This is a genomic window from Pseudomonas sp. 2hn (genome assembly GCF_019646095.1).
In the GTDB taxonomy this organism is placed as follows: domain Bacteria; phylum Pseudomonadota; class Gammaproteobacteria; order Pseudomonadales; family Pseudomonadaceae; genus Aquipseudomonas; species Aquipseudomonas peradeniyensis.
The window spans coordinates 3027013-3049817 of record NZ_CP081016.1; the positions used below are offsets into that span (position 1 = coordinate 3027013).

Below are 22805 nucleotides of genomic sequence, written 5' to 3' on the forward strand. Positions count from 1 at the left end.
CTATACCTGCCTGCCGCGACCGCGCAAGGCTCATGCGCTACCCTCGGCCTTGGGCCTGAAGCCAGTGTCGCCCATGCGTGGGCGGTCCGCTTCGGGCGCGGTCAGCGGCGGGCACTCCACCAGCGCGGTCATGCAGCGCCGGGCCAGGCTGTGGTATTCGGCGGTGCCGCGCTGTTTCCAGGCCAGCTCCTGGTCGCTGAGCGGGCGCTTGACCTCGGCCGGCGCGCCAACCACCAGGCTTTGCTCCGAGCAGGTGAACCCCGCCTTGACGAAGGCCGTGGCGGCGACGATGCAGCGTGGGGCGATATGCGCGCCGTCCATGACCACCGCGTTCATGCCGACCAGGGCGTCCTCGCCTATCCGACAGCCGTGCAGCACCGCGCCATGGCCGATATGGCCGTTGCGCTCGACCAGCGTATCGCCGCCGGGGAAACCGTGCATCACGCAGGTGTCCTGCAGGTTGGCGCCCTCTTCCAGGATGATTCGCCCGAAATCGCCGCGCAACGAGGCCAGGGGACCGATGTAGCAGTTGGGGCCGACCAGTACGTCGCCGATCAGCACGGCGCTGGGGTGTACGTAGGCGGTGGGATGGATGACCGGGGTCAGGCCGTCGAGGCGGTAGCAGGGCATGGGTTGTGTGCTCGATATGATTCAGAAGATATGGCGATCCTGTATCAGATCAAATCACTTAGTCAATGCCTTGCTGATGTATCGCTTTCTTCACACGACTTACGCGCATTAACCACCCTATCGCTGGGCAATCTCGCTGCCACGAAAGCCCTAATAAGCGAGGCAGCGTGGGAGCGGGCTTGCCCCGCGATAGCGTCACTCGCCTCAAATACAGATACGTAATTACAATTTCAATGTTGATTTTGCGTATCGCTTTGTACATATACTTGCCCCAGCACCACGAACAATTCCAAGAAAAGCCGGCCCCAGCCGGCGCCGAACGTGCAGCCTGAGGTACCCCCATGCCAAGCAACCTCATCGTGCAGGCCCCGGCGGACGGCGTCCGCCTGATCACCCTGCACCGCCCGCAAGCCCTCAACGCCCTGAACACGGCGCTGCTGGAAGAGCTGGCCGCAGAACTGGACGCCGCCGACCAGGATCCAGAGATCCGCGCCGTGGTCATCACCGGCAGCCGCAAGGCCTTCGCCGCCGGCGCCGACATCAACGAAATGGCCCAGCGCGACCTGGTCGGCATCCTCAACGATCCGCGCGTGGCCCACTGGCAGCGCATCGCCGGCTTTGGCAAACCCCTGATCGCCGCCGTCAACGGCTTTGCCCTGGGTGGCGGCTGCGAACTGGTGATGTGCGCCGACATCGTCATCGCCGGCAGCGACGCCCGTTTTGGCCAGCCGGAAATCAACCTCGGCATCATCCCCGGCGCCGGCGGCACCCAGCGCCTGCTGCGCGCCGTGGGCAAGCCGCTGGCCATGCAGATGGTCCTCGGCGGCGAAGCCATTGATGCCCGTCATGCCCTGCAGGCAGGCCTGGTCGGCGAAGTCACCCAGCCCGAACTCACCGTAGAGCGCGCCCTGCAGGTGGCCGCCGCCATCGCCGCCAAGGCACCGCTGGCGGTGCGCCTGGCCAAGGAGGCGCTGCTCAAGGCCCAGGACATGGACCTGGCCTGCGGCCTGCGCTTCGAACGCCACGCCTTCACCCTGCTGGCCGGCACCGCCGACCGCGACGAGGGTATCCGCGCCTTCCAGGCCAAACGCCCGGCCCGATTCCAAGGGCTGTAAGCCTTCCACCGACTGACGGAGCGAGCCAGTCATGTCCTTCCAGCACATCCTGTTTTCCATTGGCGACGACGGCGTCGCCCTGCTTTCGCTGAACCGGCCCGAGCAGCTCAACAGCTTCAACAGCGCCATGCACCTGGAAGTGCGCGAGGCGCTGAAGCAGGTGCGCCAGAGCGAAACCGCCCGGGTGCTGCTGCTGACCGGCGAAGGCCGTGGCTTCTGCGCAGGCCAGGACCTGGCCGACCGCAACGTCGCGCCCGGCGCAGAGTTGCCTGACCTCGGTCAGTCCATCGAACAGTTCTACAACCCGCTGGTGCGCAGCCTGCGCGACCTGCCGCTGCCGGTGATCTGCGCGGTCAACGGCGTGGCCGCCGGCGCCGGGGCCAACCTGCCGCTGGCCTGCGACCTGGTGCTGGCGGCGCGCTCGGCAAGCTTCATCCAGGCGTTCTGCAAGATCGGCCTGGTACCGGACTCCGGCGGTACCTGGCTGCTGCCGCGCCTGGTCGGCATGGCCCGAGCCAAGGCACTGGCCCTGCTGGGCGAGCGCCTGAGCGCCGAGCAGGCCGAGCAATGGGGGCTGATCCACCGGGTGGTGGACGATGCCGCGTTGCGCGACGAGGCGCTCAAGCTCGCCCGCCACCTGGCGACCCAGCCCACCTATGGCCTGGCCTTGATCAAGCGCGCCCTCAACCAGAGCTTCGACAACCGCTTCGACGAACAGCTGGAACTGGAGCGCGACCTGCAACGCCTGGCCGGGCGCAGCGAGGACTACCGCGAGGGCGTCGGCGCCTTCATGAACAAACGCACACCTGCGTTCAAGGGGCGCTGACCATGGCCGCACTCGACAATCATGCCCTGGTGGCGGTGATCGGCGCCGGCGCCATGGGGGCCGGTATCGCCCAGGTGGCGGCCCAGGCCGGCCACCCGGTATGCCTTTATGACAACCGCCCCGGCGCCGCTGCGCAGGCCATCGAGGGTATCGACCGGCAGCTCGGCCGGCTGGTGGAAAAAGGCAGGCTCACCCCTGACAACCGCAGTGCCATCCGCGCTCGCCTGCAACCGATCGACAGCCTCGACGACCTGGCCGATGCCCGCCTGGTGATCGAGGCCATCGTCGAAAGCCTGCCGATCAAGCAAGAACTGCTGCGCCAACTTGAAGCCCGGTGCGCCGACGACTGCATCCTGGCCAGCAACACCTCTTCGCTGTCGATCACCAGCCTTGCCGCCGGGCTCCGCCACCCGCAACGGGTGATCGGCATGCACTTCTTCAACCCGGCACCGCTGATGGCGCTGGTGGAGGTCGTGTCCGGGCTGGCCACGGCGCCGACACTGGCGACCACCCTGCACGACACCGCCCGCAACTGGGGCAAGCAACCGGTGCATGCCCGTTCGACGCCGGGCTTTATCGTCAACCGCGTGGCTCGGCCCTTCTACGCCGAAAGCCTGCGCCTGCTGCAGGAGGGCGCCGCCGACTGCGCCACCCTCGATGCCCTGCTGCGCGACGCCGGAGGCTTTCGCATGGGCGCCTTCGAGCTGACCGACCTGATCGGCCATGACGTCAACTACGCGGTGACCTGCTCGGTGTTCGAGGCGTTCTATGGCGATTTCCGCTTCCAGCCATCGCTGGTGCAAAAAGAGCTGGTCGACGCCGGGCGCCTCGGGCGCAAGACCGGCCAGGGCTTCTATAGCTACGCCGACGGTGCCGAGCGACCAGAGCCTGCGGCACTCACCAGCCAGGCGCCTGTCGAGCACTGCACGGTGGAAGGTGACCTCGGCGTCCTGCAGCCCCTGGTCGAGCGCCTGCGCGCCAAGGGGATGGGCATCACCGAACGCGCTGGCAGCGGTCTGCTGCGGGTGGGGGACGCCACCCTGGCGCTGTCTGATGGCCGCCTGGCCAGCCAGCGCGCCCGCGAGGACGGTTTGCGCAACCTGGTGCTGCTGGACCTGGCCCTGGACTACGCCAGCGCCACGCGCCTGGCCATCAGCCACGACGCCGAGTGCAGTGACGAGGCCCTTGACCAGGCCGTCGCCCTGCTCGCCCAGGCCGGGCTGAGCGTCTGCCCGGTGGCCGACCTGCCCGGCCTGGTGGTGCTGCGCACCGTGGCGATGCTCGCCAACGAGGCCGCCGACGCGGTGCTGCAAGGCGTCGGCACGCCTGGCGACATCGACCTGGCGATGCGCGCCGGGGTCAATTACCCGCGCGGCCCGCTGGCCTGGGCCGACGGCCTGGGGGTCGGCTTCACCCTGAGCGTACTCGACAACCTGCAACGCAGCTACGGTGAGGAGCGTTACCGCCCGTCCCTGCTGCTACGCCGTACCCACGCAGAAGGAGGCCGCCTGCATGGCTGAACAATCCGCACACACCCTGGCCCGCGCCTGTGCCCAGGCCATGTTCGCCCGCGACGCCGCCAGCCAGGGCCTGGGCATCGAGCTGCTCGACGCCGGCCCCGGCTGCGCCCGACTGAGCATGCGCGTGCGCGCCGACATGCTCCAGGGCCACGGCACCTGCCACGGCGGCTACCTGTTCGCCCTGGCCGATTCGGCCTTCGCCTTCGCCTGCAACAGCTACGATGAAGCGGCCGTGGCCCTGGGTTGCAGCATCGACTATGTGGCGCCGGCACGCCTGGGCGATCAGTTGCTGGCCACCGCCGGCGAGCAGAGCCGCAAGGGCCGCACCGGCAACTACGACGTGCGCATCGAGAACCAGCAGGGCGAGCTGATCGCCCTGTTCCACGGCAAATCCTACAAAGTGCGCGGCACCGTGCTGTCGCCGGAGACCTCCCATGACTGATGCCACCCTGCCCCACGCGCTGATCATCGATGCCGTGCGCACGCCCATCGGCCGCTATGGCGGCGCACTGTCGAGCATACGCCCCGACGACCTCGCCGCAGTGCCGATCAAGGCACTGATGGCGCGCCACCCGGAGCTGGACTGGGCGGCCGTGGACGATGTGATCCTCGGCTGCGCCAACCAGGCCGGCGAAGACAACCGCAACGTCGCGCGCATGGCCGGCCTGCTGGCCGGGTTGCCGATCGAGGTGCCCGGCACCACGATCAACCGCCTGTGCGGCTCGGGCCTGGACGCCATCGGCAACGCCGCCCGCGCCCTGCGCTGCGGCGAGGCCGGGCTGATGTTGGCCGGCGGCGTCGAATCGATGTCGCGGGCGCCCTTCGTCATGGGCAAGTCGGAACAGGCCTTCGGTCGCAGCGCGCAGCTGTTCGACACCACCATAGGCTGGCGCTTCGTCAACCCGCTGATGCAGGCGCAATACGGCATCGACTCGATGCCCGAGACCGCCGAGAACGTCGCCGAGCGCTTCGCCATCTCCCGCGAGGACCAGGACGCCTTCGCCCTGCGCAGCCAGCTCAAGGCCGCCGCCGCCCAGGCCAATGGCCGCCTGGCCCGGGAGATCGTCGCGGTGGAGATCCCCCAGCGCAAAGGCACGGCCAAGCGCGTCGAGCACGACGAACATCCACGGGGCGACACCACCCTTGAGCAACTGGCGCGCCTCGGCACGCCGTTCCGCGACGGCGGCAGCGTCACCGCCGGCAATGCCTCGGGGGTCAACGACGGCGCCTGCGCCCTGCTCCTGGCCAGCCCCGCGGCAGCCCGGCTACATGGCCTCAAGGCTCGTGGCCGGGTCCTTGGCCTCGCCGTGGCGGGCGTCGAGCCGCGACTGATGGGCATCGGCCCAGTACCGGCCACCCGCAAGGTGCTGGAACTGACCGGCCTGTCCCTGGCCGATATGGACGTGATCGAACTCAACGAAGCCTTCGCCGCCCAGGGCCTGGCCGTGCTGCGCGAGCTGGGCCTGGCCGACGACGATCCCCGGGTCAACCCCAACGGCGGCGCCATTGCCCTGGGTCACCCGCTGGGCATGAGCGGCGCACGGCTGGTCACCACCGCCCTGTACCAGTTGGAGCAGACCGGCGGCCGCTACGCCCTGTGCACCATGTGCATCGGCGTCGGTCAGGGCATCGCCCTGGTGCTCGAACGCCTCTGATCAGCCGCCAGAGACGCCACGCGACGCCACGCGACGCGGGCAGTATGCTGCCTGCCATGACACTCAGGGCTTCGGCCCACGACAAGAACAACTCGAGTGAAACCATGAATCTCTACCACGATGCCGACCGCGCCCTGCTCGACCCGATGGAAACCGCCAGCCTCGACGCGCTGCGCCAGCACCAGCTGGAACGCCTGCGCTGGAGCCTGAACCACGCCTACGCCAACGTGCCGCTCTATCGCCAGCGCTTCGATGCGTGCGGCGCCCACCCCGATGACCTGAAGTCGCTGGACGACCTGGCGAAGTTCCCCTTCACCGGCAAGAACGACCTGCGCGACAACTACCCCTACGGCATGTTCGCCGTGCCCCAGGACCAGGTGGTGCGCCTGCACGCCTCCAGCGGCACCACCGGCAAGCCGACGGTGGTCGGCTACACCCAGAACGACATCGACACCTGGGCCAACGTGGTGGCGCGCTCGATCCGCGCCGCCGGCGGGCGCCGTGGCGACAAGGTGCACGTGTCCTACGGCTACGGCCTGTTCACCGGCGGCCTGGGCGCGCATTACGGCGCCGAGCGCCTGGGCTGCACGGTGATTCCCATGTCCGGCGGCCAGACCGAGAAGCAGGTGCAACTGATCCGCGACTTCCAGCCAGACATCATCATGGTCACGCCCTCGTACATGCTCAACCTGGCCGACGAGATCGAGCGCCAGGGCATCGACCCGCACGACCTCAAGCTGCGCCTGGGCATCTTCGGCGCCGAACCCTGGACCGACGAACTGCGCCGCTCCATCGAGCAGCGCCTGGGCATCGATGCGCTGGACATCTACGGGCTGTCGGAAATCATGGGCCCAGGCGTGGCCATGGAATGCCTCGAGACCAAGGACGGCCCGACCATCTGGGAGGACCACTTCTATCCCGAGATCATCGACCCGGTCAGCGGCGACGTGCTGCCGGACGGCCAGCTTGGCGAGCTGGTGTTCACCTCGTTGAGCAAGGAGGCATTGCCGATGGTGCGCTACCGCACCCGTGACCTGACCCGCCTGCTGCCCGGCACGGCGCGGCCAATGCGGCGCATTGGCAAGATTACCGGGCGCAGCGACGACATGCTGATCATCCGCGGGGTCAATGTGTTCCCGACGCAGATCGAGGAACAGGTGCTGAAGATTAAACAGCTTTCAGAGCTGTATGAGATTCATCTGTATCGCAATGGCAACCTCGACAGCGTCGAGGTGCATGTGGAACTGCGCAGCGACAGCCAGTACCTCGACGAGGGGCAGCGCAAGCAGGTGGTGGGCGAACTGGCGCGGCAGATCAAGACCTATATCGGTATCAGTACGCAGATCCAGTTGCAGCCTTGCGGCACGTTGAAGCGTTCGGAGGGCAAGGCTTGTCATGTGTATGACAAGCGGCTGGCTGGCTGACGGCAAGCGCTTAGAAGGGAGCCTCGGCATAGTCCGGGGCTTTTTTTGGCCTTTAGAAAGCCGGGGGCGCTCTGCGCCCCTTTCGCGGCACAAGGCCGCTCCTACAGGGGAACACGAATCCCTGTAGGAGCGGCCTTGCGCCGCGAAAGGGCTGCGCAGCAGCCCAATGTGATACACAATTCATATCCGATACATCAAATACTGTTTGATGTTGTGTTTTGTATCGCTTATAAATGAACCACGCCCCAAGCAGCCCACAACCGGGAGCCCGAACATGTACGCACAGCTCGTAGAAACCGGCGTCAAGCGCCTCAAGTCCCTGGAGGAGATGTCGCCCGAAGAGCGCGCCTTCCAGGAGAAGATCGACGCCGAAATCAAGATCGAAGCCAAGAACTGGATGCCCGAGGCCTACCGCCAGACCCTGATCCGCCAGATCTCCCAGCACGCCCACTCGGAAATCGTCGGCATGCTCCCGGAAGGCAACTGGGTTACCCGCGCCCCGTCGCTCAAGCGCAAGCTGCAACTGATGGCCAAGATCCAGGACGAAGCCGGTCATGGCCTGTACCTGTACAGCGCCATGGAAACTCTCGGCGCCGACCGCGACGAAGAGATCGCCAAGCTGCACAGTGGCAAGGCCAAGTACTCGAGCATCTTCAACTACCCGACCCTGAGCTGGGCCGACATGGGTGCGGTGGGCTGGCTGGTGGACGGCGCGGCGATCGTCAACCAGGTGGTGCTGCAGCGCACCTCCTACGGCCCCTACTCCCGCGCCATGATCCGCATCTGCAAGGAAGAGAGCTTCCACCAGCGCCAGGGCTACGAACTGCTGCTGACCATGATGCGCCACGGCACCCAGGCGCAGAAGGACATGGTCCAGGATGCCATCGACCGCCTGTGGTGGCCGGCGCTGATGATGTTCGGCCCCAGCGACGAGCACTCGCCCAACAGCGCCCAGTCCATGGCCTGGAAGATCAAGCGCCAGACCAACGACGAACTGCGCCAGCGCTTCATCGACCAGACCGTGCCCCAGCTCGAACTGCTCGGCTGCACCGCGCCGGATCCGGCGCTCAAGTGGAACGAGGCCCGCGGCCACTACGACTTCGGCGAGATCCAGTGGGACGAGTTCTACGAAGTGCTCAAGGGCAACGGCCCGTGCAACCAGGAACGCCTGGCCACCCGGCGCAACGCCATCGAAAGCGGTGCCTGGGTGCGCGAGGCCGCCGTGGCCTATGCCCGCAAGCAACAGAACAAGAACGCCGCCTGAAGCGGCGAATGATGCGGAGATACCCCCAATGTCTGTCTGGACCCTGTTCGAAGTCTTCGTGCGCAGCAAGCACGGCCTGAACCACAAGCACGTTGGCAGCGTGCACGCCGCCGACGCCGCCATGGCCATCGAGAACGCCCGCGAGCTTTACACCCGCCGCAGCGAGGGAGTAAGCCTGTGGGTGGTGCCCTCGGCGCTGATCACCGCCTCCTCCCCCGACGAGAAGGACCCGCTGTTCGCCCCGGCCGATGACAAGGTCTACCGCCACGCCAGCTTCTACGAGCTGCCGGCCGAAGTCGGACACATGTGAGGCGCGCCATGCACAAGCAAGCACTGATTCAATACCTGCTGCTGCTCGGCGACAGCGCCCTGGTCCAGGGCCAGCGCCTGTGTGAGTGGTGCGGCAAGGCCCCGGCGCTGGAGGAAGAACTGGCGCTGATGAACGTCGGCCTCGACCTGGTCGGCCAGGCCCGCAACTGGCTGGACTATGCCGCCGAATTGCAGGACGACGGCCGCGATGCCGACGCCCTGGCCTTCCGTCGCGACGAGCGCGCCTACCGCAACCTGCTACTGGTCGAGCAGCCCAACGGCGACTATGCCGTGACGATGCTCAAGCAGTTCCTCTACGACGCCTGGCACCACGCCATGCTCGATGGCTTGAGTGCCTCGGACGATGAGCGTATCGCCGGCATCGCCGCCAAGGCCCTGAAGGAGGTGACCTACCACCTGCGCCGCTCCGGCGAGTGGGTGCAGCGCCTGGGTGGCGGCACCGAGGAAAGCCGCCGACGCATGCTCGAGGCCATTGCGATGCTGTGGCGCTTCACCGTCGAGCTGACGGTCGCCAGCGACAGCGAAGTACAGCTGGCCCGGGCTGGCATTGCCGCCGACCCGACGCAGGTCGCCCAGCGCTGGCACGCCGCTGTGGAGGTAATCTTCGCCTCGGTCGAGCTGCCGCTGCCCAACGCCGCCAGCCACTTCTACCTGGACGGACGCAAGGGCCTGCACACCGAGCACCTGGGCCTGCTGCTGGCCGAGATGCAGTTCTTGCCGCGAGCCTACCCCGATGCGACCTGGTGAGCTGATCGCGGGTGACCGCGGCGCCCGCGCCCTGCGCGACGGCGACCTGGCCCAGGCCTGGGCGGTGCTGGCCGAGGTGATGGACCCGGAGGTGCCGGTGGTCAGCGTGGTCGACTTGGGTGTCGTCCGCGACCTCGACTGGCGCGCCGGCCACCTGCATCTGGTGGTCACCCCGACCTACTCCGGTTGTCCGGCCACCGAGGTGATCGAGGGCGATATCCGCCAGGCCCTGGAACAGGCCGGGTTCGCCGAGCCCGCGCTGGAGCGCAGGCTTACTCCGGCCTGGAGCACCGACTGGATCAGCGACCAGGGCCGCGAGCGCCTGCGCGCCTACGGCATCGCACCGCCCGCCGGCAGTGCCAGCATGCGCGGGGCCCCGCCCACGGTGTGCTGCCCGCAATGCGCAAGCCGCGATACCGAACTGCTCAGCCAGTTCGGCTCCACCGCCTGCAAGGCCCTGTACCGCTGCCGTGCGTGCCTGGAACCGTTCGACTATTTCAAATGCCTTTGAGCCGTGGAGAACGCCATGAGCCAGTTTCACAGCCTGACCGTCCGGCAAGTGCGCCAGGAGACCCGCGACGCGGTGTCCATCGCCTTCGACGTGCCCGCGCACCTGCGCGATGAGTTCCGTTTCACCCAGGGCCAGTACCTGGTCATGCGCACCCGACTGGATGACGAAGAGGTGCGCCGCTCCTACTCGATCTGCAGCGCGGTGCAGGACGGCGAATTGCGCGTGGCGGTCAAACGCGTGCCGGGCGGTCGTTTCTCGGCCTTCGCCAACGAAGTGCTCAAGGCCGGCCAGCAGTTGGAGGTGATGCCGCCGTCGGGCAGCTTCTTCGTGCCGCTGGACCCGGCGCGCCGGGGTCATTACCTGGGCGTGGCCGCCGGCAGCGGCATCACCCCGATCCTGTCGCTGGTCGCCACGACCTTGGCCTGCGAGCCCCACAGCCGCTTCACCTTGCTGTACGGCAACCGCGCCAGCAACAGCGCGCTGTTCCGCGATCGTCTGGAAGACCTGAAGAACCAGTACCTCGACCGCCTCAACCTGATCTTCGTGTTCAGCCGCGAGCAGCAGGACGTCGACCTGTACAACGGCCGCATCGACGCCGACAAGTGCGGCCAGCTGTTCGCCCGCTGGCTCGACGTGCAGTCACTCGATGCGGCGTTCATCTGCGGCCCGCAGGCGATGACCGAGACCGTACGCGACAGCCTGCAGGCCAACGGCCTGGCCAGGGAGCGCATCCACTTCGAGCTGTTCGCCGCCGCCGGTGGCGAGGCCCGTCGCGAAGCCCGCGAGGCGGCGCGCCAGGTGGATTCGGCGGTCAGCCACGTGACCGTGATCAGCGACGGCCGCGCCCTGGCCTTCGACCTGCCGCGCAACACCCGCAGCGTGCTCGAGGCCGGCAACGCCATCGGCGCAGAGCTGCCCTGGTCGTGCAAGGCCGGGGTGTGCTCGACCTGCAAGTGCAAGGTGATCGAGGGCGAGGTGGAGATGGACAGCAACCATGCCCTGGAGGACTACGAAGTGGCGGCCGGGTATGTGCTGTCGTGCCAGACCTACCCGCTGAGCGACAAGGTGGTGCTCGATTTCGATCAGCTTTGAACCCCATCGCGGGGCAAGCCCGCTCCCACGAAGGCAGCTGAAACCCGTGGGAGCGGGCTTGCCCCGCGATCTCCCAAAGCAACACCCGCGTGACCTGAAAAAACAATTACAACAGCCAGAGAGAACGCCCCCATGACACCCGAACACCTCGAATCCATCAGCAAGCACCCCGCCTTCGTGCAACTGATCCAGCGCAAGCGCCGTCTCAACGGCTCGCTGACCCTGACCATGCTCGTCGCCTACTACGGCTTCGTCCTGCTGGTGGCCTTCGCCCCCGGCGTGCTCGGCCAGTCCCTCAGCGGCGGGGTGACCAGCGTCGGCATGCTGGTGGGCGTGCTGATGGTGCTGCTGTCCTTCGCCCTCACCGGCGTCTACATGCACCGCGCCAACCGCGTCATCGACCCGCTCAACGAAGTGGTCAAGCAGGAGTGCGCGCGATGAACTGGACCGCCATCTCGATGTTCCTGGTGTTCGTCTGTTTCACCCTGCTGGTGACCCGCTGGGCCGCCCTGCGCACCCGTTCGGCCAGCGACTTCTACACCGCCGGCGGCGGCCTGACCGGCATGCAGAACGGCCTGGCGATCGCCGGTGACATGATCAGCGCCGCGTCCTTCCTCGGCATCTCGGCGATGATGTTCATGAACGGCTACGACGGCCTGCTCTACGCCCTGGGCGTGCTGGCCGGCTGGCCGATCATCCTGTTCCTGATCGCCGAGCGCCTGCGCAACCTGGGCAAGTACACCTTCGCCGACGTGGTTTCCTACCGCCTGGCCCAGGCCCCGGTGCGCCTGACCTCGGCCTTCGGCACCCTGGCCGTGGCATTGATGTACCTGGTGGCGCAGATGGTCGGCGCCGGCAAGCTGATCGAACTGCTGTTCGGCATCAGCTACCTGTACGCGGTTATGCTGGTGGGCGTGCTGATGGTGCTGTACGTCACCTTCGGCGGCATGCTCGCCACCACCTGGGTGCAGATCATCAAGGCGGTGATGCTGCTGTCGGGCACCACCTTCATGGCCTTCATGGTGCTCAGGCACTTCGATTTCAGCACCGAGGCGATGTTCGCCAGTGCCGTGGCCGTGCATGCCAAGGGTCAGGCGATCATGGCGCCGGGGGCGCTGCTGTCCAACCCGGTGGACGCCATCTCCCTGGGCCTGGGCATGATGTTCGGCACGGCCGGCCTGCCGCATATCCTCATGCGTTTCTTCACCGTCAGCGACGCCAAGGAAGCGCGCAAGAGCGTGTTCTACGCCACCGGTTTCATCGGCTACTTCTACCTGCTGCTGATCGTCATCGGCTTCGGCGCCATCGTCATGGTCGGCACCGAGCCGTCCTACCGCGACGCCAGCGGGGCGATCATCGGCGGCGGTAACATGGTCGCGGTGCACCTGGCCCAGGCCGTGGGCGGCAACCTGTTCCTCGGCTTCATCTCGGCGGTGGCCTTCGCCACCATCCTCGCCGTTGTCGCGGGCCTGGCGCTGTCCGGCGCCTCGGCGGTGTCCCACGACCTGTACGCCTGCGTGGTGCGCAAGGGCCAGGCCAGCGAGCAGCAAGAGATGCGCGTCTCGCGCCTGGCCACCCTGGGGATCGGCCTGTTCGCGGTACTGCTGGGGTTGCTGTTCGAGTCGCAGAACATCGCCTTCCTTTCCGGCCTGGTGCTGGCGGTGGCCGCCTCGGTCAACTTCCCGGTGCTGCTGCTCTCGATGTTCTGGAAAGGCCTGACCACCCGCGGCGCGGTGGGCGGCAGCCTGGCCGGGTTGGTCTCGGCGATCGTCCTGGTGGTGCTGGGCCCGGCGGTGTGGGTCAACGTGCTGCACAACGAGCGGGCGCTGTTCCCCTACAGCAACCCGGCGCTGTTCTCCATGTCGCTGGCCTTCCTCGCCGCCTGGGCCTTCTCGGTCACCGACGGCTCGGAACGGGCGCGCGATGAACGTGGTCGCTATCTGGCCCAGTTCATCCGCTCGATGACCGGTATCGGCGCCGCTGGCGCCAGCAAGCACTGACTTCAAGAACAATAACAATGTCGGGTACAACAACAATGAACCGCACGCACCTCACGTCAGCCGCCTGGCTGGCCACCCTCGCCCTGCCCTTGCCGGCCATGGCGGACTTTATTGCTGACAGCCACGCACGCCTCGAACTGCGCAACCACTACATCAACCGAGACTTCCGCCAGGGCAACGCCCCGCAGAGCAAGGCCGAGGAATGGGGCCAGGGCTTCACCGCGCGCTTCGAGTCGGGTTTCACCGACGGGCCGGTCGGTGTCGGGGTGGACGCCATGGGCCAACTGGGCATCAAGCTCGATTCCAGCCGCGACCGGCGCAACACCGGCCTGCTGCCCTACGGGCCACGCAGCCTGGAGCCGGTGGACGACTACAGCGAACTGGGCCTGACCGGCAAACTGAGGGTGTCCAAGAGCACCCTGCGCCTGGGCACCTTGCAGCCGATTTTGCCGGTGGTGGTGTACAACGACACCCGCCTGCTGGCCTCGACCTTCCAGGGCGGCCTGCTGACCAGCCAGGAGCTGGACGGCCTCACCTTCAACGGCGGCCGCCTGACCAAGGCCAACCTGCGCGACTCCTCCGGGCGCGACGACATCGGCTACGGCGCCGCCAGCAGCGACCACTTCGACTTCGGCGGCGGCAGCTACGCCATCACCCCGCAGACCAGCGTCAGCTACTACTACGCCAAGCTCGAAGACATCTACCGCCAGCAGTACGTGGGCTTGCTGCACACCCAGCCCCTGGCCGAAGGCGTCAGCCTGCGCAGCGACCTGCGCTACTTCGACAGCCGCGGCGACGGCGCCGAGCGTGCCGGGCGCATCGACAACCGCAACTTCAACGCCATGTTCACCCTGGGCGTGAAGGCCCACAAGTTCACCGCCACCTGGCAGCAGATGTCCGGCGACAGCGCCTTCCCGTTCCTCAATGGCGGCGATCCGTACACCGTCAACCTGGTCACCTACAACACCTTCACCCGCGCCGGGCTCGACTCCTGGCAACTGCGCTACGACTACGACTTCGTCTCGATGGGCATTCCCGGGTTGAGTTTCATGACCCGCTACACCGACGGCCGCCACGCCGAAACCGCCACGCTCAGCAATGGCCGCGAGCGCGAGCGCGACACCGACATCACCTACGTCATCCAGAGCGGCCCGTTCAAGGACGTCAGCCTGCGCTGGCGCAATGTCACCTTCCGTTCCGGCAATGGCCTGACCAACGCCGTGGACGAGAACCGCCTGATCATCGGCTACACCGTGGCGCTCTGGTAACCGCGCCCCTTCAAAGGAGAACAGCATGTCCGCCGCCCCTACCCTGCAGAGCTTCATCGCCGGCCGCTGGATCGGCCAGCACGGCGCCCAGGCCCTGCGCAGCGCCCTCGACGGCCACGTCCTGGCCTACAGCCACGAAGAGCGCCCGGACTTCGCCGAGGCCGTGGATTTCGCCAGGGCCCAGGGCCTCAAGCAACTGCTGGCCATGGATTTCCAGCAGCGCGCCGCCCGGCTCAAGGCCCTGGCGCTGTACCTGGCCGAGCGCAAGGAGCAGCTCTACGCCCTGTCCCACCACTCCGGCGCCACCCGCGCCGACAGCTGGATCGACATCGAGGGCGGCAACGCCACGCTGTTCGCCTATTCCAGCATGGGCCGGCGCGAACTGCCGTCGGGCAACCTGGTGCATGAAGGGCCGGCGATCCCGTTGGGCAAGCAAGGCCATTTCGCCGGCAGCCATATCCTGGTGCCGCGCAAGGGCGTGGCCGTGCATATCAACGCCTTCAACTTCCCGATCTGGGGCATGCTGGAGAAGTTCGCCCCGACCTTCCTCGCCGGCATGCCGTGCATCGTCAAGCCCGCTACCGCCACCAGCTACCTGACCGAAGCCGTGGTGCGCCTGATGAATGAATCGGGCCTGCTGCCGGCCGGCAGCCTGCAACTGGTGATCGGCAGCACCGGCGATCTGCTCGACCGCCTGCAGGGTCAGGACGTGGTGACCTTCACCGGCTCCGCCGACACGGCGGCCAAGCTGCGCGTGACCCCGAACCTGATCCGCCATTCGGTGCCCTTCACCGCCGAGGCCGACTCGCTTAACTGCGCCATTCTCGGCCCGGACGTCAGCCCCGACAGCGAGGAGTTCGAGCTGTACATCAAGGAAGTGGCGCGGGAGATGACCACCAAGGCCGGGCAGAAATGCACGGCGATCCGCCGCGCCATCGTCCCGGCCAGGCACCTCGACGCGGTGGCCACCCGCCTGCGCGAACGCCTGCGCAAGGTGGTGGTGGGCGATCCTGCGGTCGAAGGCGTGCGCATGGGCGCGCTGGCCTCCCACGATCAGCAGCGCGATGTCGGCGAGCGCGTGCGCCAGTTGCTGGACAGCTGCGACCAGCTGCTGGGCGCCAGTGACGGTTTCACACCAGTCGGGGATGGCGTGGCCGAGGGCGCGTTCTTCGCCCCGACCCTGCTGTTGGCCCGCGACCCACATGCCGAGGGCGGCGCCCATGACATCGAGGCGTTCGGCCCGGTCAGCACGCTGATGGCCTACGACGACCTTGACGAGGCCCTGGCCCTGGCCGCCCGCGGCAAGGGCAGCCTGGTGGCATCGCTGGTGACTGCCGACCGCGCGGTGGCGGCCAAGGCCATCCCGGTGGCGGCGGCCTGGCACGGGCGGCTGCTGGTGCTCGACAGCGAGGCGGCCAAGGAATCCACCGGCCATGGCTCGCCATTGCCGCAGCTCAAGCATGGTGGCCCCGGCCGTGCGGGCGGCGGCGAGGAGCTGGGCGGCCTGCGTGCGGTCAAGCACTACCTGCAACGTGCCGCCGTGCAAGGCTCGCCAAGCATGCTGATGGCGGTGACCGGTGAATACGTGCGCGGCGCCGAGGTGATCGAGACCGAGGTGCACCCGTTCCGCCGCCATTTCGACGACCTGCGCATCGGCGAATCGCTGCTGACCCACCGCCGCACCGTGACCGAAGCCGACCTGGTCAATTTCGGCTGCCTGTCGGGCGATCATTTCTACATGCACTTCGACGAAATCGCGGCGAAGCAGTCACAGTTCGGCAAGCGCATCGCCCATGGCTATTTCGTGCTGTCGGCGGCGGCCGGGTTGTTTGTTTCTCCTGGCGAAGGGCCCGTGCTGGCCAACTATGGCCTGGACACGCTGCGCTTCATCACCCCGGTGGGGATCGGCGACACCATCCAGGCGCGCTTGACCTGCAAGCGCAAGATCGACCAGGGCAAGACCAGCCCGCAGGGACAGGCGCAAGGGGTGGTGGCCTGGGATGTGGAGGTGACCAACCAGCTCGGTGAGCTGGTGGCCAGCTATGACATCCTGACATTGGTGCTCAAGCGCTAGTGGCGATAGCCTGCAGCACTCTCGAGATCGAGAGCGCTGCAATCCCGCCGGCAAACACCTGCTGAACGCCCTGCACCAAGCCCGGCCCCCGTCACTGCGCCGGTGCGGTGGCCGGCGGCGCTTCGTTGGTCACCCGCAGGATCCCCCACAGCCCCGAGGCATTGCCATAGGCGGCATAGTCGCGGAACAGATAATCCCCCGGCACCGCGTTGGCCCCCCCGGCGCTGGGCAGCATGAAGCTGAAGTGCGCCGCCGGCAGCACGCTCTCCTGCGCCCCCACGTACATCGCCATCGGGTTATAGCCGTAACGCACCGAGCCGATGCCCGGCAGGCCCATGGGGTAGCCGTGCACATCGCTCTTCTCGGCCTGGTAGTTGTGCAGCGGCCACAGGTGCCCGTCGAGCTGGTAGGTGATGCCGCGGCTGCCGCCGCTGGGCATCAGCACATGGCTACGCGCAGGCTGGCCCGGCCTGGCCCAGAGCACCGGAGTCTGCGGGTCGCCACCGACCAGGGCGTTGCTGTAGGCCATGTGGGCGTTCGGCACATCGGCGAAGCCGAAGCCGTCGGCATGGCCGAACGGCGCGTCCGGCGCCAGGCCGAAGCGTAGCCACAGCGGCTCGGTCTTGTAGTTCATCGCCATGTTGCCGTTGTCCTTCGGATCACCGGGCACGCCATTGCCCTCGGTGGCGATACCCTCCACCGGCCGGCCATCGGCCCAGCGCATGTTCAGCGAGCGCTGCCACACGGTGACGAAGTCGCGGTAGTCGGGCTGGCCGCTGACCTTCACCGTGGCCTGGGCGCGGCTGGCGTTGTCCTCAGTCCAGGTCGCGCTCTGCGGCAATACGCTCATGGCGCCCACCAGGCCCTTTTGCGGCTGCTTGATGACATCCGCCGGGGTCAGGTTGAGGCCGCCGAACTCGATGGCCGTGGTGTTGATGTTGTCCACCGTGCGGCCCAGTTGCAGCACCGGCTTGCCTTCACGCTCCAGGTGCCCGGCGTAGTACTGGTACACCCGGCTCGGGTAGGCGCCGCTGGCGCCGGCGCGCGGCGGCACGGTCTGCACCGGGTTGAGGCCGACGTTGACGCCGTCCGACTTGGTGATGTCGTAAGCCAGCAGTTGCGCATGCAGGCCGACATGGCTGGACGGGCGCATCAGGTTGTTGTTGAACGCCGTGGAGCCCTCGCCGCCGGCCCGGTCGCGCTTGACCACGTTCTGCATCACCGCGCTGCTGGGCAGATCCGGCATCATCAGCGGCAGGCGGTTCTCCAGGGTGATGCTGATGCAGTCACCGGCATTGGCGCGCAGCACCAGGGGCTCGACCGGCACGCCGGCCTTGAGCTTGCCGGTGCTGGTATCGAGGTCGGCCTTGCGCACGTAGAGCACCGCGGTCGGGTCGTGCAATGGCGAGCTGTGGCCGCCGACGGTGAAGGTCGCGCCGTCCTCTTCGTCGGTGACCGTGGCCATGGGGATATCGACCTTGCGGCTGTTGAACACCAGGGTGCCGCCATTGGCCTTGAGCGCGCCGCCGACGTGCTGGCCAATACCGGCCGGGTCACTGATGCTGACCCCGTGACGATTCTCGAGGATGTCGTTGGCCAGGGCCGCGACGATCTCGTAACTGCGTTTGACCGTCGGCCGGGTGCCGATGCCATTGGCGTTGGCCGTGGTTTTCGGGCAGATGCCGTCGAAGTTTACGGTGTTGCGCATGGCCACCGGCTGCGGGTTGTTCGGCAGGGCGAACAGGTCGGCGCGCTGGGCGGTGTAGTTGCGCATGATGCCCCAGATGCCGTTCCAATAGCCTTCCAGCGCGGCGTCCAGCGAGTACAGGTAGTCGCCGTTGGTGGCGGCGGAGCTGGAGATCATGGACACCGGGGCCATGAACCCGAGCTGCTCGGAAATGCCCACCATCTGCGACGACTTCCACCCCGAGTTGGAGCTGTTGCCGAAGCCCGAGCCGTTCTGCAGCCACTTCACGCCGTGCAGGGTGACGTTGTGCTCCTCCTCATGGCCGCCGGCGTGCATGCGCAGGCGCACGTTGTCGCCGGAATAGGTGCGCAGCAACGGGGTGAACGGGTCGCCCGGCTCGGTGCCCTTGTTGACGTGCGGTGGGAACAGCGTGGTGCCGCCGGTGGGGCCAGTGGCCTGGGTGATCGCCGAAGGCGCCAGGTTCATCGCCGGGATGGCGCGGTCGGTGCGGCTCTGCATGGCATAGGCCAGGTCGCCGCCCAGGCCGTCGGCCTGCATGCCGCGCTTGCCGTCCGGGCCGACCTTGTTCGGGTCGAACACGCGCAGGGCCAACGGCTCGTTGCGGTAGTTGACGACGAACATGCCCGGATCATCCACCGAGATCGCCTGCGGGCACGGCCGCGTCGGACAGCCCGGGCTCAGCCCGCCTCGGGACTCGACCACCGACTCGAGCAGCGTCGAGGCTTTCTGCCGCACCGGCGGGTTGATGGCGTAGCGGAAGCTGTCGGCGGTGGCTGGATAGGCCTGGCCATCGGGTATGCCGTTGGGGCCGGCCCCCACATACACGCCGGCCTCATAGGCGTGCTGGAAGTCGCTGTACTCGAGGAAGAACTCGCGATAGCTGTCGTTCTTGCCGTCGCCGTCGTGGTCGCCGGTCTGGATCACCGCCTGCCACGAGGTCGGGCCGCCGTCCTGGCGGGTGGCCGGGTTGTACAGCTGCTCGCCGGTCTCGGCGTGGTACCAGGTGGAACCGGCGGGCTCGGCCAGCACGGTCGCGTACAGCCCGAGTTGCTGGTGGGTCGATGGGCCAAGGTGGTCATGGGTGAAGATGGTGCCCAGGCCACGGTCGACGTTGTGCACGTTCACCAGCGGGTCGGCGAACCAGCGTTGCATGGCGGTGCGCGCGCCGAGCCAGTCGGCACGGCCGAAACGCCCGAAGTACGGATGCTGTTTGGCTTTCGGGCACGCGGCGGTACCGTCGCGGGCATCGCCCTCGGTGCAATTATTGAAGCTGCGGATGGCATGCACGCGCTCGACCACACTGCCGGGCGAGAGGATGCCGTCTTCGTAGTTCCAGCCGTTGGCCGAGCCGTCCGCGGCGGTCAGGTCCCACTTGGGTAGGTGGATGTGCTGGCCAATCACGTCGGTCGGTGTGCGCACCTGGTAGTCATCCATCTCGTAGAACGACGGAATCAGGTTGGTGTGCACGTACTGGGTGCAGTCGAAGGTGTTCATGCGCATCACCAGCGGCTCCGGCGGGCGCTGCTTGGTGATCACCGGCCAGGCGTCCTCCCACAGGGCGAGGATGCGCGCCTGCGGGAAGTGGTAGCCGACCTTGTTGTACACCGCGTCGAACTGGATGTTGGCCGCCTTGTAGATGCGCGGGCGGTCGGCGGTGAAGGTGGACGAGCCGCGGAAACTCATGCCGCTGAGGTTCTCACCGCTGAAGAACTCGCCGACACCCGAGGACTGGGTCAGGCGCTTGCCACGGTCGTCCATGCAGGGCTCGTAGAACGGCGCCCCCGCCGTGGGCAGGGCGCCGTTGGTGCGGAAGGCCTTGGCCACCGGCGCGCTGCCGGGGATCAGGGCAAAGCTCGGGTGCTCGGCCTTGGCGTGGAACTGCATGGCGGCCTGCTCGACCTCGGTGCCCTCCTCGGGCAGGTAGATCGGCTTGGCCTTGTGCACCACCTTGGAGAAATCCAGCTTGGTGGTGGTGGTCACCGCCTCGCCGCCGGCCGATACGCCGTCCAGCGCGTGGCGACCAAGGCCGCCGTCCCAGCCATCGACCTGGTTGGGGTCGAGGTTGGCCCACAGCGCCTTGCCGCTGTCCTTGAGCTGGCGGGCCAGGGCCGGGTCGAGCATGTCCAGCGGCGGGGTCGGTGGGCGCTGGCCGACGCTGCTTTCCATGCCGCCGATCCAGAACGGGTAGCCGGGGTTCTTCAGGCTGCCATCGGCGTTGCGATTGGTCTCGCTGCGGTCGACCAGGGCCAGGGAGCCGACGGCACGCGGGGTGGCTGGCGCGTTCGGATGGTCGTCGCCCTCCTCCTCTTCTTCATCGTCACGACCGGCGACCAGGGTCTCGGACAGCTTGGGCACCACGGTCACCTTGCCCGGCATCGGCGCCATGGCCTTGCCCGGCAGCGGCACGATGGCCGGAATCGGCGTGCCGGCGATGATCTCGCCGTCCGGCAGCGCCCGGGCGCCCTGGGCCGGCTTGCCATTGCGCAGGGCGAACGGCGTGCTGTGGAAGCCGTTGGCGCCCTCGCCGCTGACCTCCAATCGGGTGCCTGGCTCGAACACGTCGTGCACCCGCCACATGGCCCACATGCCCTGGGCGAAGTGCGGATAGAAGTGGCAATGGTAGATGGCATCGCCCGCCACCCGGTTGCGGTTGCCCGAGCCGCCGTTGGCGATCTCGTAGGTGTAGCCCACCCCCGGGCCGATGCCCTGGGCGTCGATGTAGTCGGAGTTATCGTCGTTGGGGTTGAACAGCCATTGGTGCCCGTGCAGGTGGAAAATGTGCTGCTCGTGGCCGTTGTGGGTGTTGCGGAACTTGGTGAAGTCGCCGATGTAGCTGTGGTGCACGTTGGCGGGCTCGGCCGGGTACAGGGCCATGGTCGCCTTGACCCCGGTGGCGCTGGCCGGCGGCGTCTGGCCAGGGCGGATGTTCTCCAGCCCGACGTTGGCCGGGATATCCACCAGGGTGCCGATATCGCCCACGGTGTGGGCGCTGAGGAAGAACTCCTCGTAGGCGCACGACAGGCAGTCATGCATCGGCCCCACGCCCAGGCGGTTGGCCACCACCTCGGCGCCCATGCCACCGGAGCCGTAGTTGATCATGAACGAGTCGCGGGTCGGCTCGAGTACATGGCCCATGACAGGGTCCGCCCAGTAGGCGGGGAAGGCCTGGGTGGCGGCCACCTCGTCGGCGAACTGCGAGGCGAAGTCGCGGAAGGCTTCCAGTCGGTTGGGCAGCGCCGGGTTGCGCTTGCCGACGCTTTCCAGCGGATAAGTGCTGGCCGGGAAGCTGCCGTCGGGGTTGGGGCCCATGACGATGGCATCAGTCTCGCTGCTGAGGATCTCGTTGCCGTCGAGCATGGCGATGATCGGCTTGCCGGCCTTGCCCTCGGCGATCCACGGCTCGGCGTTGGGGTAGCGGGCGTGGTAGTCGATCACCGGCTGGCCGGTGGCCGTGCGCCCGGTGGTGGCCAGGCGCATCTCTTCCTCGGTCAGGGTGTTGCGGTAGGTACGCCCGGCCTTGGGCACCACCACCACCTGGCCGAACAGGCCGTTGGCGACGTTGCCGGCGCCGCCCTGGCCGCCAAAGGTGGCGCCCTGGCTGGTGACGGCGAACGCCCCTTCGCGCTCGGCGTACAGGGTGTAGCTGCGGGTGCCGCCCGGAGCGACCAGGAAGTTGCCGTTGCGCCCGGTGTTGGCGGCGATGTCGCCGATGCTGTTGACCGCCTGCAGACCATTGACCTGGAAGCCGACATGACGGTCGGTGACCTGCTCGTCGGCAACGAAGTGCTCGCCGCCTTCGTTCTCGACCTCGGCGCCCTCTTCTTCCTCGCCTTCGACTTCGGTTTCGTCGTGGTCGATGCCGTGCTTGTTGGGGTTGGCCTGGTAGGCCAGCAGGTTGGTCAGGTTGACCGTCAGGCAGTCACCGGCGGCCACCCGCAGCACGATCGGCCGCGGGCGCTTGTCCGGGCGCAGGGTGACCTTGCCCGGTACCGCGGCGCCGCCCTTGCTCAAGGGCACCTGGTGCTCGTCCACCACGTCCTGGCGCAGGGCGTACATCATGCCGTTGGCGTTCTGCGCGCCGAGGCGGTTGAACATCAGTGGCTGATCCAGCGCCACCACGTTGGCCACCAGCGTGCGCTGGCACTGCACCGCGGCCTCGCTGGAAACCTGCCAGCCCAGCAGGGCCAGCAGGACGGTGGACAGGACCGGGCCTTTACGAGTGGTCGACATGGGGCACCTCCGGGGACACAGGGATACTGCGGGGAGGTGAGCAAGGCTTGTGCCAGGAATTTAGTTGTTTTTAATCAAATGCTTGCGAGAAATAGGAAGGATGAGCTGGGCGCTTTCACCCTTAACTGGGGGGCTTTGCTGGAACAGCCTGGGAGCAACTGTCTTACTGAGATTTCTCAACCAGCGTGATCTCTGTAGGAGCGGCCTTGTGCCGCGAAAGGGGTGCGAAGCGCCCCCGCGATTTGTGCATCAAGCAGATATTGCCGGGGCCGCTTTGCGGCCCTTTCGCGGCACAAGGCCGCTCCTACAGGTTGGCGTAGTACCTGTGCGCCGCTCCCACGCTATCGAATCGATAGCATTTAGTGATTGAACACACGCGCAAAGGTGCAGTAAGCTCGGCCTCAATCACTG

The 22805-nt window shown here is 67.3% G+C and carries 16 protein-coding genes and 1 pseudogene; 15 read left to right on the forward strand and 2 right to left on the reverse strand.

The window, feature by feature from the left end:
• Positions 1-30: 30 nt before the first annotated feature.
• On the reverse strand, positions 31-630 hold the full coding sequence (paaY, locus tag K2O50_RS13595; protein WP_050705739.1) for a phenylacetic acid degradation protein PaaY: 600 nt from the start codon (positions 628-630) through the stop codon (positions 31-33).
• Positions 631-971: 341 nt separating this feature from the next.
• Between paaY and paaF the strand changes: the two genes are divergently transcribed.
• From paaF to paaZ, 15 genes and pseudogenes are all read left to right on the forward strand, one after another.
• Positions 972-1745: a 2,3-dehydroadipyl-CoA hydratase PaaF gene (gene paaF / locus K2O50_RS13600; RefSeq protein WP_050705738.1), complete on the forward strand. Its 774-nt coding sequence runs from the start codon at positions 972-974 to the stop codon at positions 1743-1745.
• A gap of 31 nt (positions 1746-1776) precedes the next feature.
• Positions 1777-2571 (forward strand): 2-(1,2-epoxy-1,2-dihydrophenyl)acetyl-CoA isomerase PaaG, encoded by a 795-nt coding sequence (paaG, locus tag K2O50_RS13605; protein ID WP_050705737.1) that lies wholly within the window; start codon positions 1777-1779, stop codon positions 2569-2571.
• 2 nt (positions 2572-2573) lie between these two features.
• Positions 2574-4091, forward strand: a complete 1518-nt coding sequence (gene paaH, locus K2O50_RS13610) for a 3-hydroxyacyl-CoA dehydrogenase PaaH (protein ID WP_050705736.1) — start codon at positions 2574-2576, stop codon at positions 4089-4091.
• Positions 4084-4533 carry a hydroxyphenylacetyl-CoA thioesterase PaaI gene (gene paaI / locus K2O50_RS13615; protein ID WP_050705735.1) on the forward strand — a complete coding sequence of 150 codons (450 nt, stop codon included), beginning with the start codon at positions 4084-4086 and terminating at the stop codon, positions 4531-4533. The genes paaH and paaI overlap by 8 nt, the downstream gene beginning before the upstream one ends.
• Complete coding sequence (pcaF, locus tag K2O50_RS13620; protein WP_050705734.1) at positions 4526-5746, forward strand: 3-oxoadipyl-CoA thiolase; 1221 nt, start codon at positions 4526-4528, stop codon at positions 5744-5746. The genes paaI and pcaF overlap by 8 nt, the downstream gene beginning before the upstream one ends.
• Positions 5747-5850: 104 nt before the next feature.
• Positions 5851-7170, forward strand: a complete 1320-nt coding sequence (paaK, locus tag K2O50_RS13625) for a phenylacetate--CoA ligase PaaK (RefSeq protein ID WP_050705733.1) — start codon at positions 5851-5853, stop codon at positions 7168-7170.
• Positions 7171-7444: 274 nt separating this feature from the next.
• Positions 7445-8434: a 1,2-phenylacetyl-CoA epoxidase subunit PaaA gene (paaA, locus tag K2O50_RS13630; protein ID WP_050705732.1), complete on the forward strand. Its 990-nt coding sequence runs from the start codon at positions 7445-7447 to the stop codon at positions 8432-8434.
• A gap of 28 nt (positions 8435-8462) precedes the next feature.
• Positions 8463-8744 (forward strand): 1,2-phenylacetyl-CoA epoxidase subunit PaaB, encoded by a 282-nt coding sequence (gene paaB, locus K2O50_RS13635; RefSeq protein WP_011533969.1) that lies wholly within the window; start codon positions 8463-8465, stop codon positions 8742-8744.
• An 8-nt stretch (positions 8745-8752) separates the two neighbouring features.
• Positions 8753-9511, forward strand: a complete 759-nt coding sequence (gene paaC, locus K2O50_RS13640; protein WP_050705731.1) for a 1,2-phenylacetyl-CoA epoxidase subunit PaaC — start codon at positions 8753-8755, stop codon at positions 9509-9511.
• Positions 9498-10022: a 1,2-phenylacetyl-CoA epoxidase subunit PaaD gene (gene paaD, locus K2O50_RS13645; RefSeq protein WP_050705730.1), complete on the forward strand. Its 525-nt coding sequence runs from the start codon at positions 9498-9500 to the stop codon at positions 10020-10022. The genes paaC and paaD overlap by 14 nt, the downstream gene beginning before the upstream one ends.
• Positions 10023-10037: 15 nt before the next feature.
• Positions 10038-11114 carry a 1,2-phenylacetyl-CoA epoxidase subunit PaaE gene (gene paaE / locus K2O50_RS13650; RefSeq protein ID WP_050705729.1) on the forward strand — a complete coding sequence of 359 codons (1077 nt, stop codon included), beginning with the start codon at positions 10038-10040 and terminating at the stop codon, positions 11112-11114.
• A 132-nt stretch (positions 11115-11246) separates the two neighbouring features.
• The gene (locus tag K2O50_RS13655; RefSeq protein ID WP_028688889.1) at positions 11247-11555 is read left to right on the forward strand and encodes a DUF485 domain-containing protein; all 309 of its coding nucleotides are present in this window, start codon (positions 11247-11249) and stop codon (positions 11553-11555) included.
• A pseudogene (locus tag K2O50_RS13660) lies at positions 11546-13114 on the forward strand (cation acetate symporter); the annotation flags it as partial. The gene K2O50_RS13655 and the pseudogene K2O50_RS13660, both read left to right, overlap by 10 nt.
• Before the next feature lie 35 nt (positions 13115-13149).
• Positions 13150-14382 (forward strand): OprD family porin, encoded by a 1233-nt coding sequence (locus K2O50_RS13665; protein WP_050705727.1) that lies wholly within the window; start codon positions 13150-13152, stop codon positions 14380-14382.
• 25 nt (positions 14383-14407) lie between these two features.
• Entirely contained in the window at positions 14408-16456 is a 2049-nt protein-coding gene (gene paaZ / locus K2O50_RS13670) for a phenylacetic acid degradation bifunctional protein PaaZ (protein ID WP_050705726.1), read from the forward strand.
• Positions 16457-16547: 91 nt separating this feature from the next.
• Here paaZ and mnxG read toward each other — a convergent pair whose 3' ends face one another.
• A complete protein-coding gene (mnxG, locus tag K2O50_RS13675; protein ID WP_050705725.1) occupies positions 16548-22394 on the reverse strand; it encodes a manganese-oxidizing multicopper oxidase MnxG in 5847 nt (1948 codons plus the stop codon).
• Positions 22395-22805 lie beyond the last annotated feature (411 nt).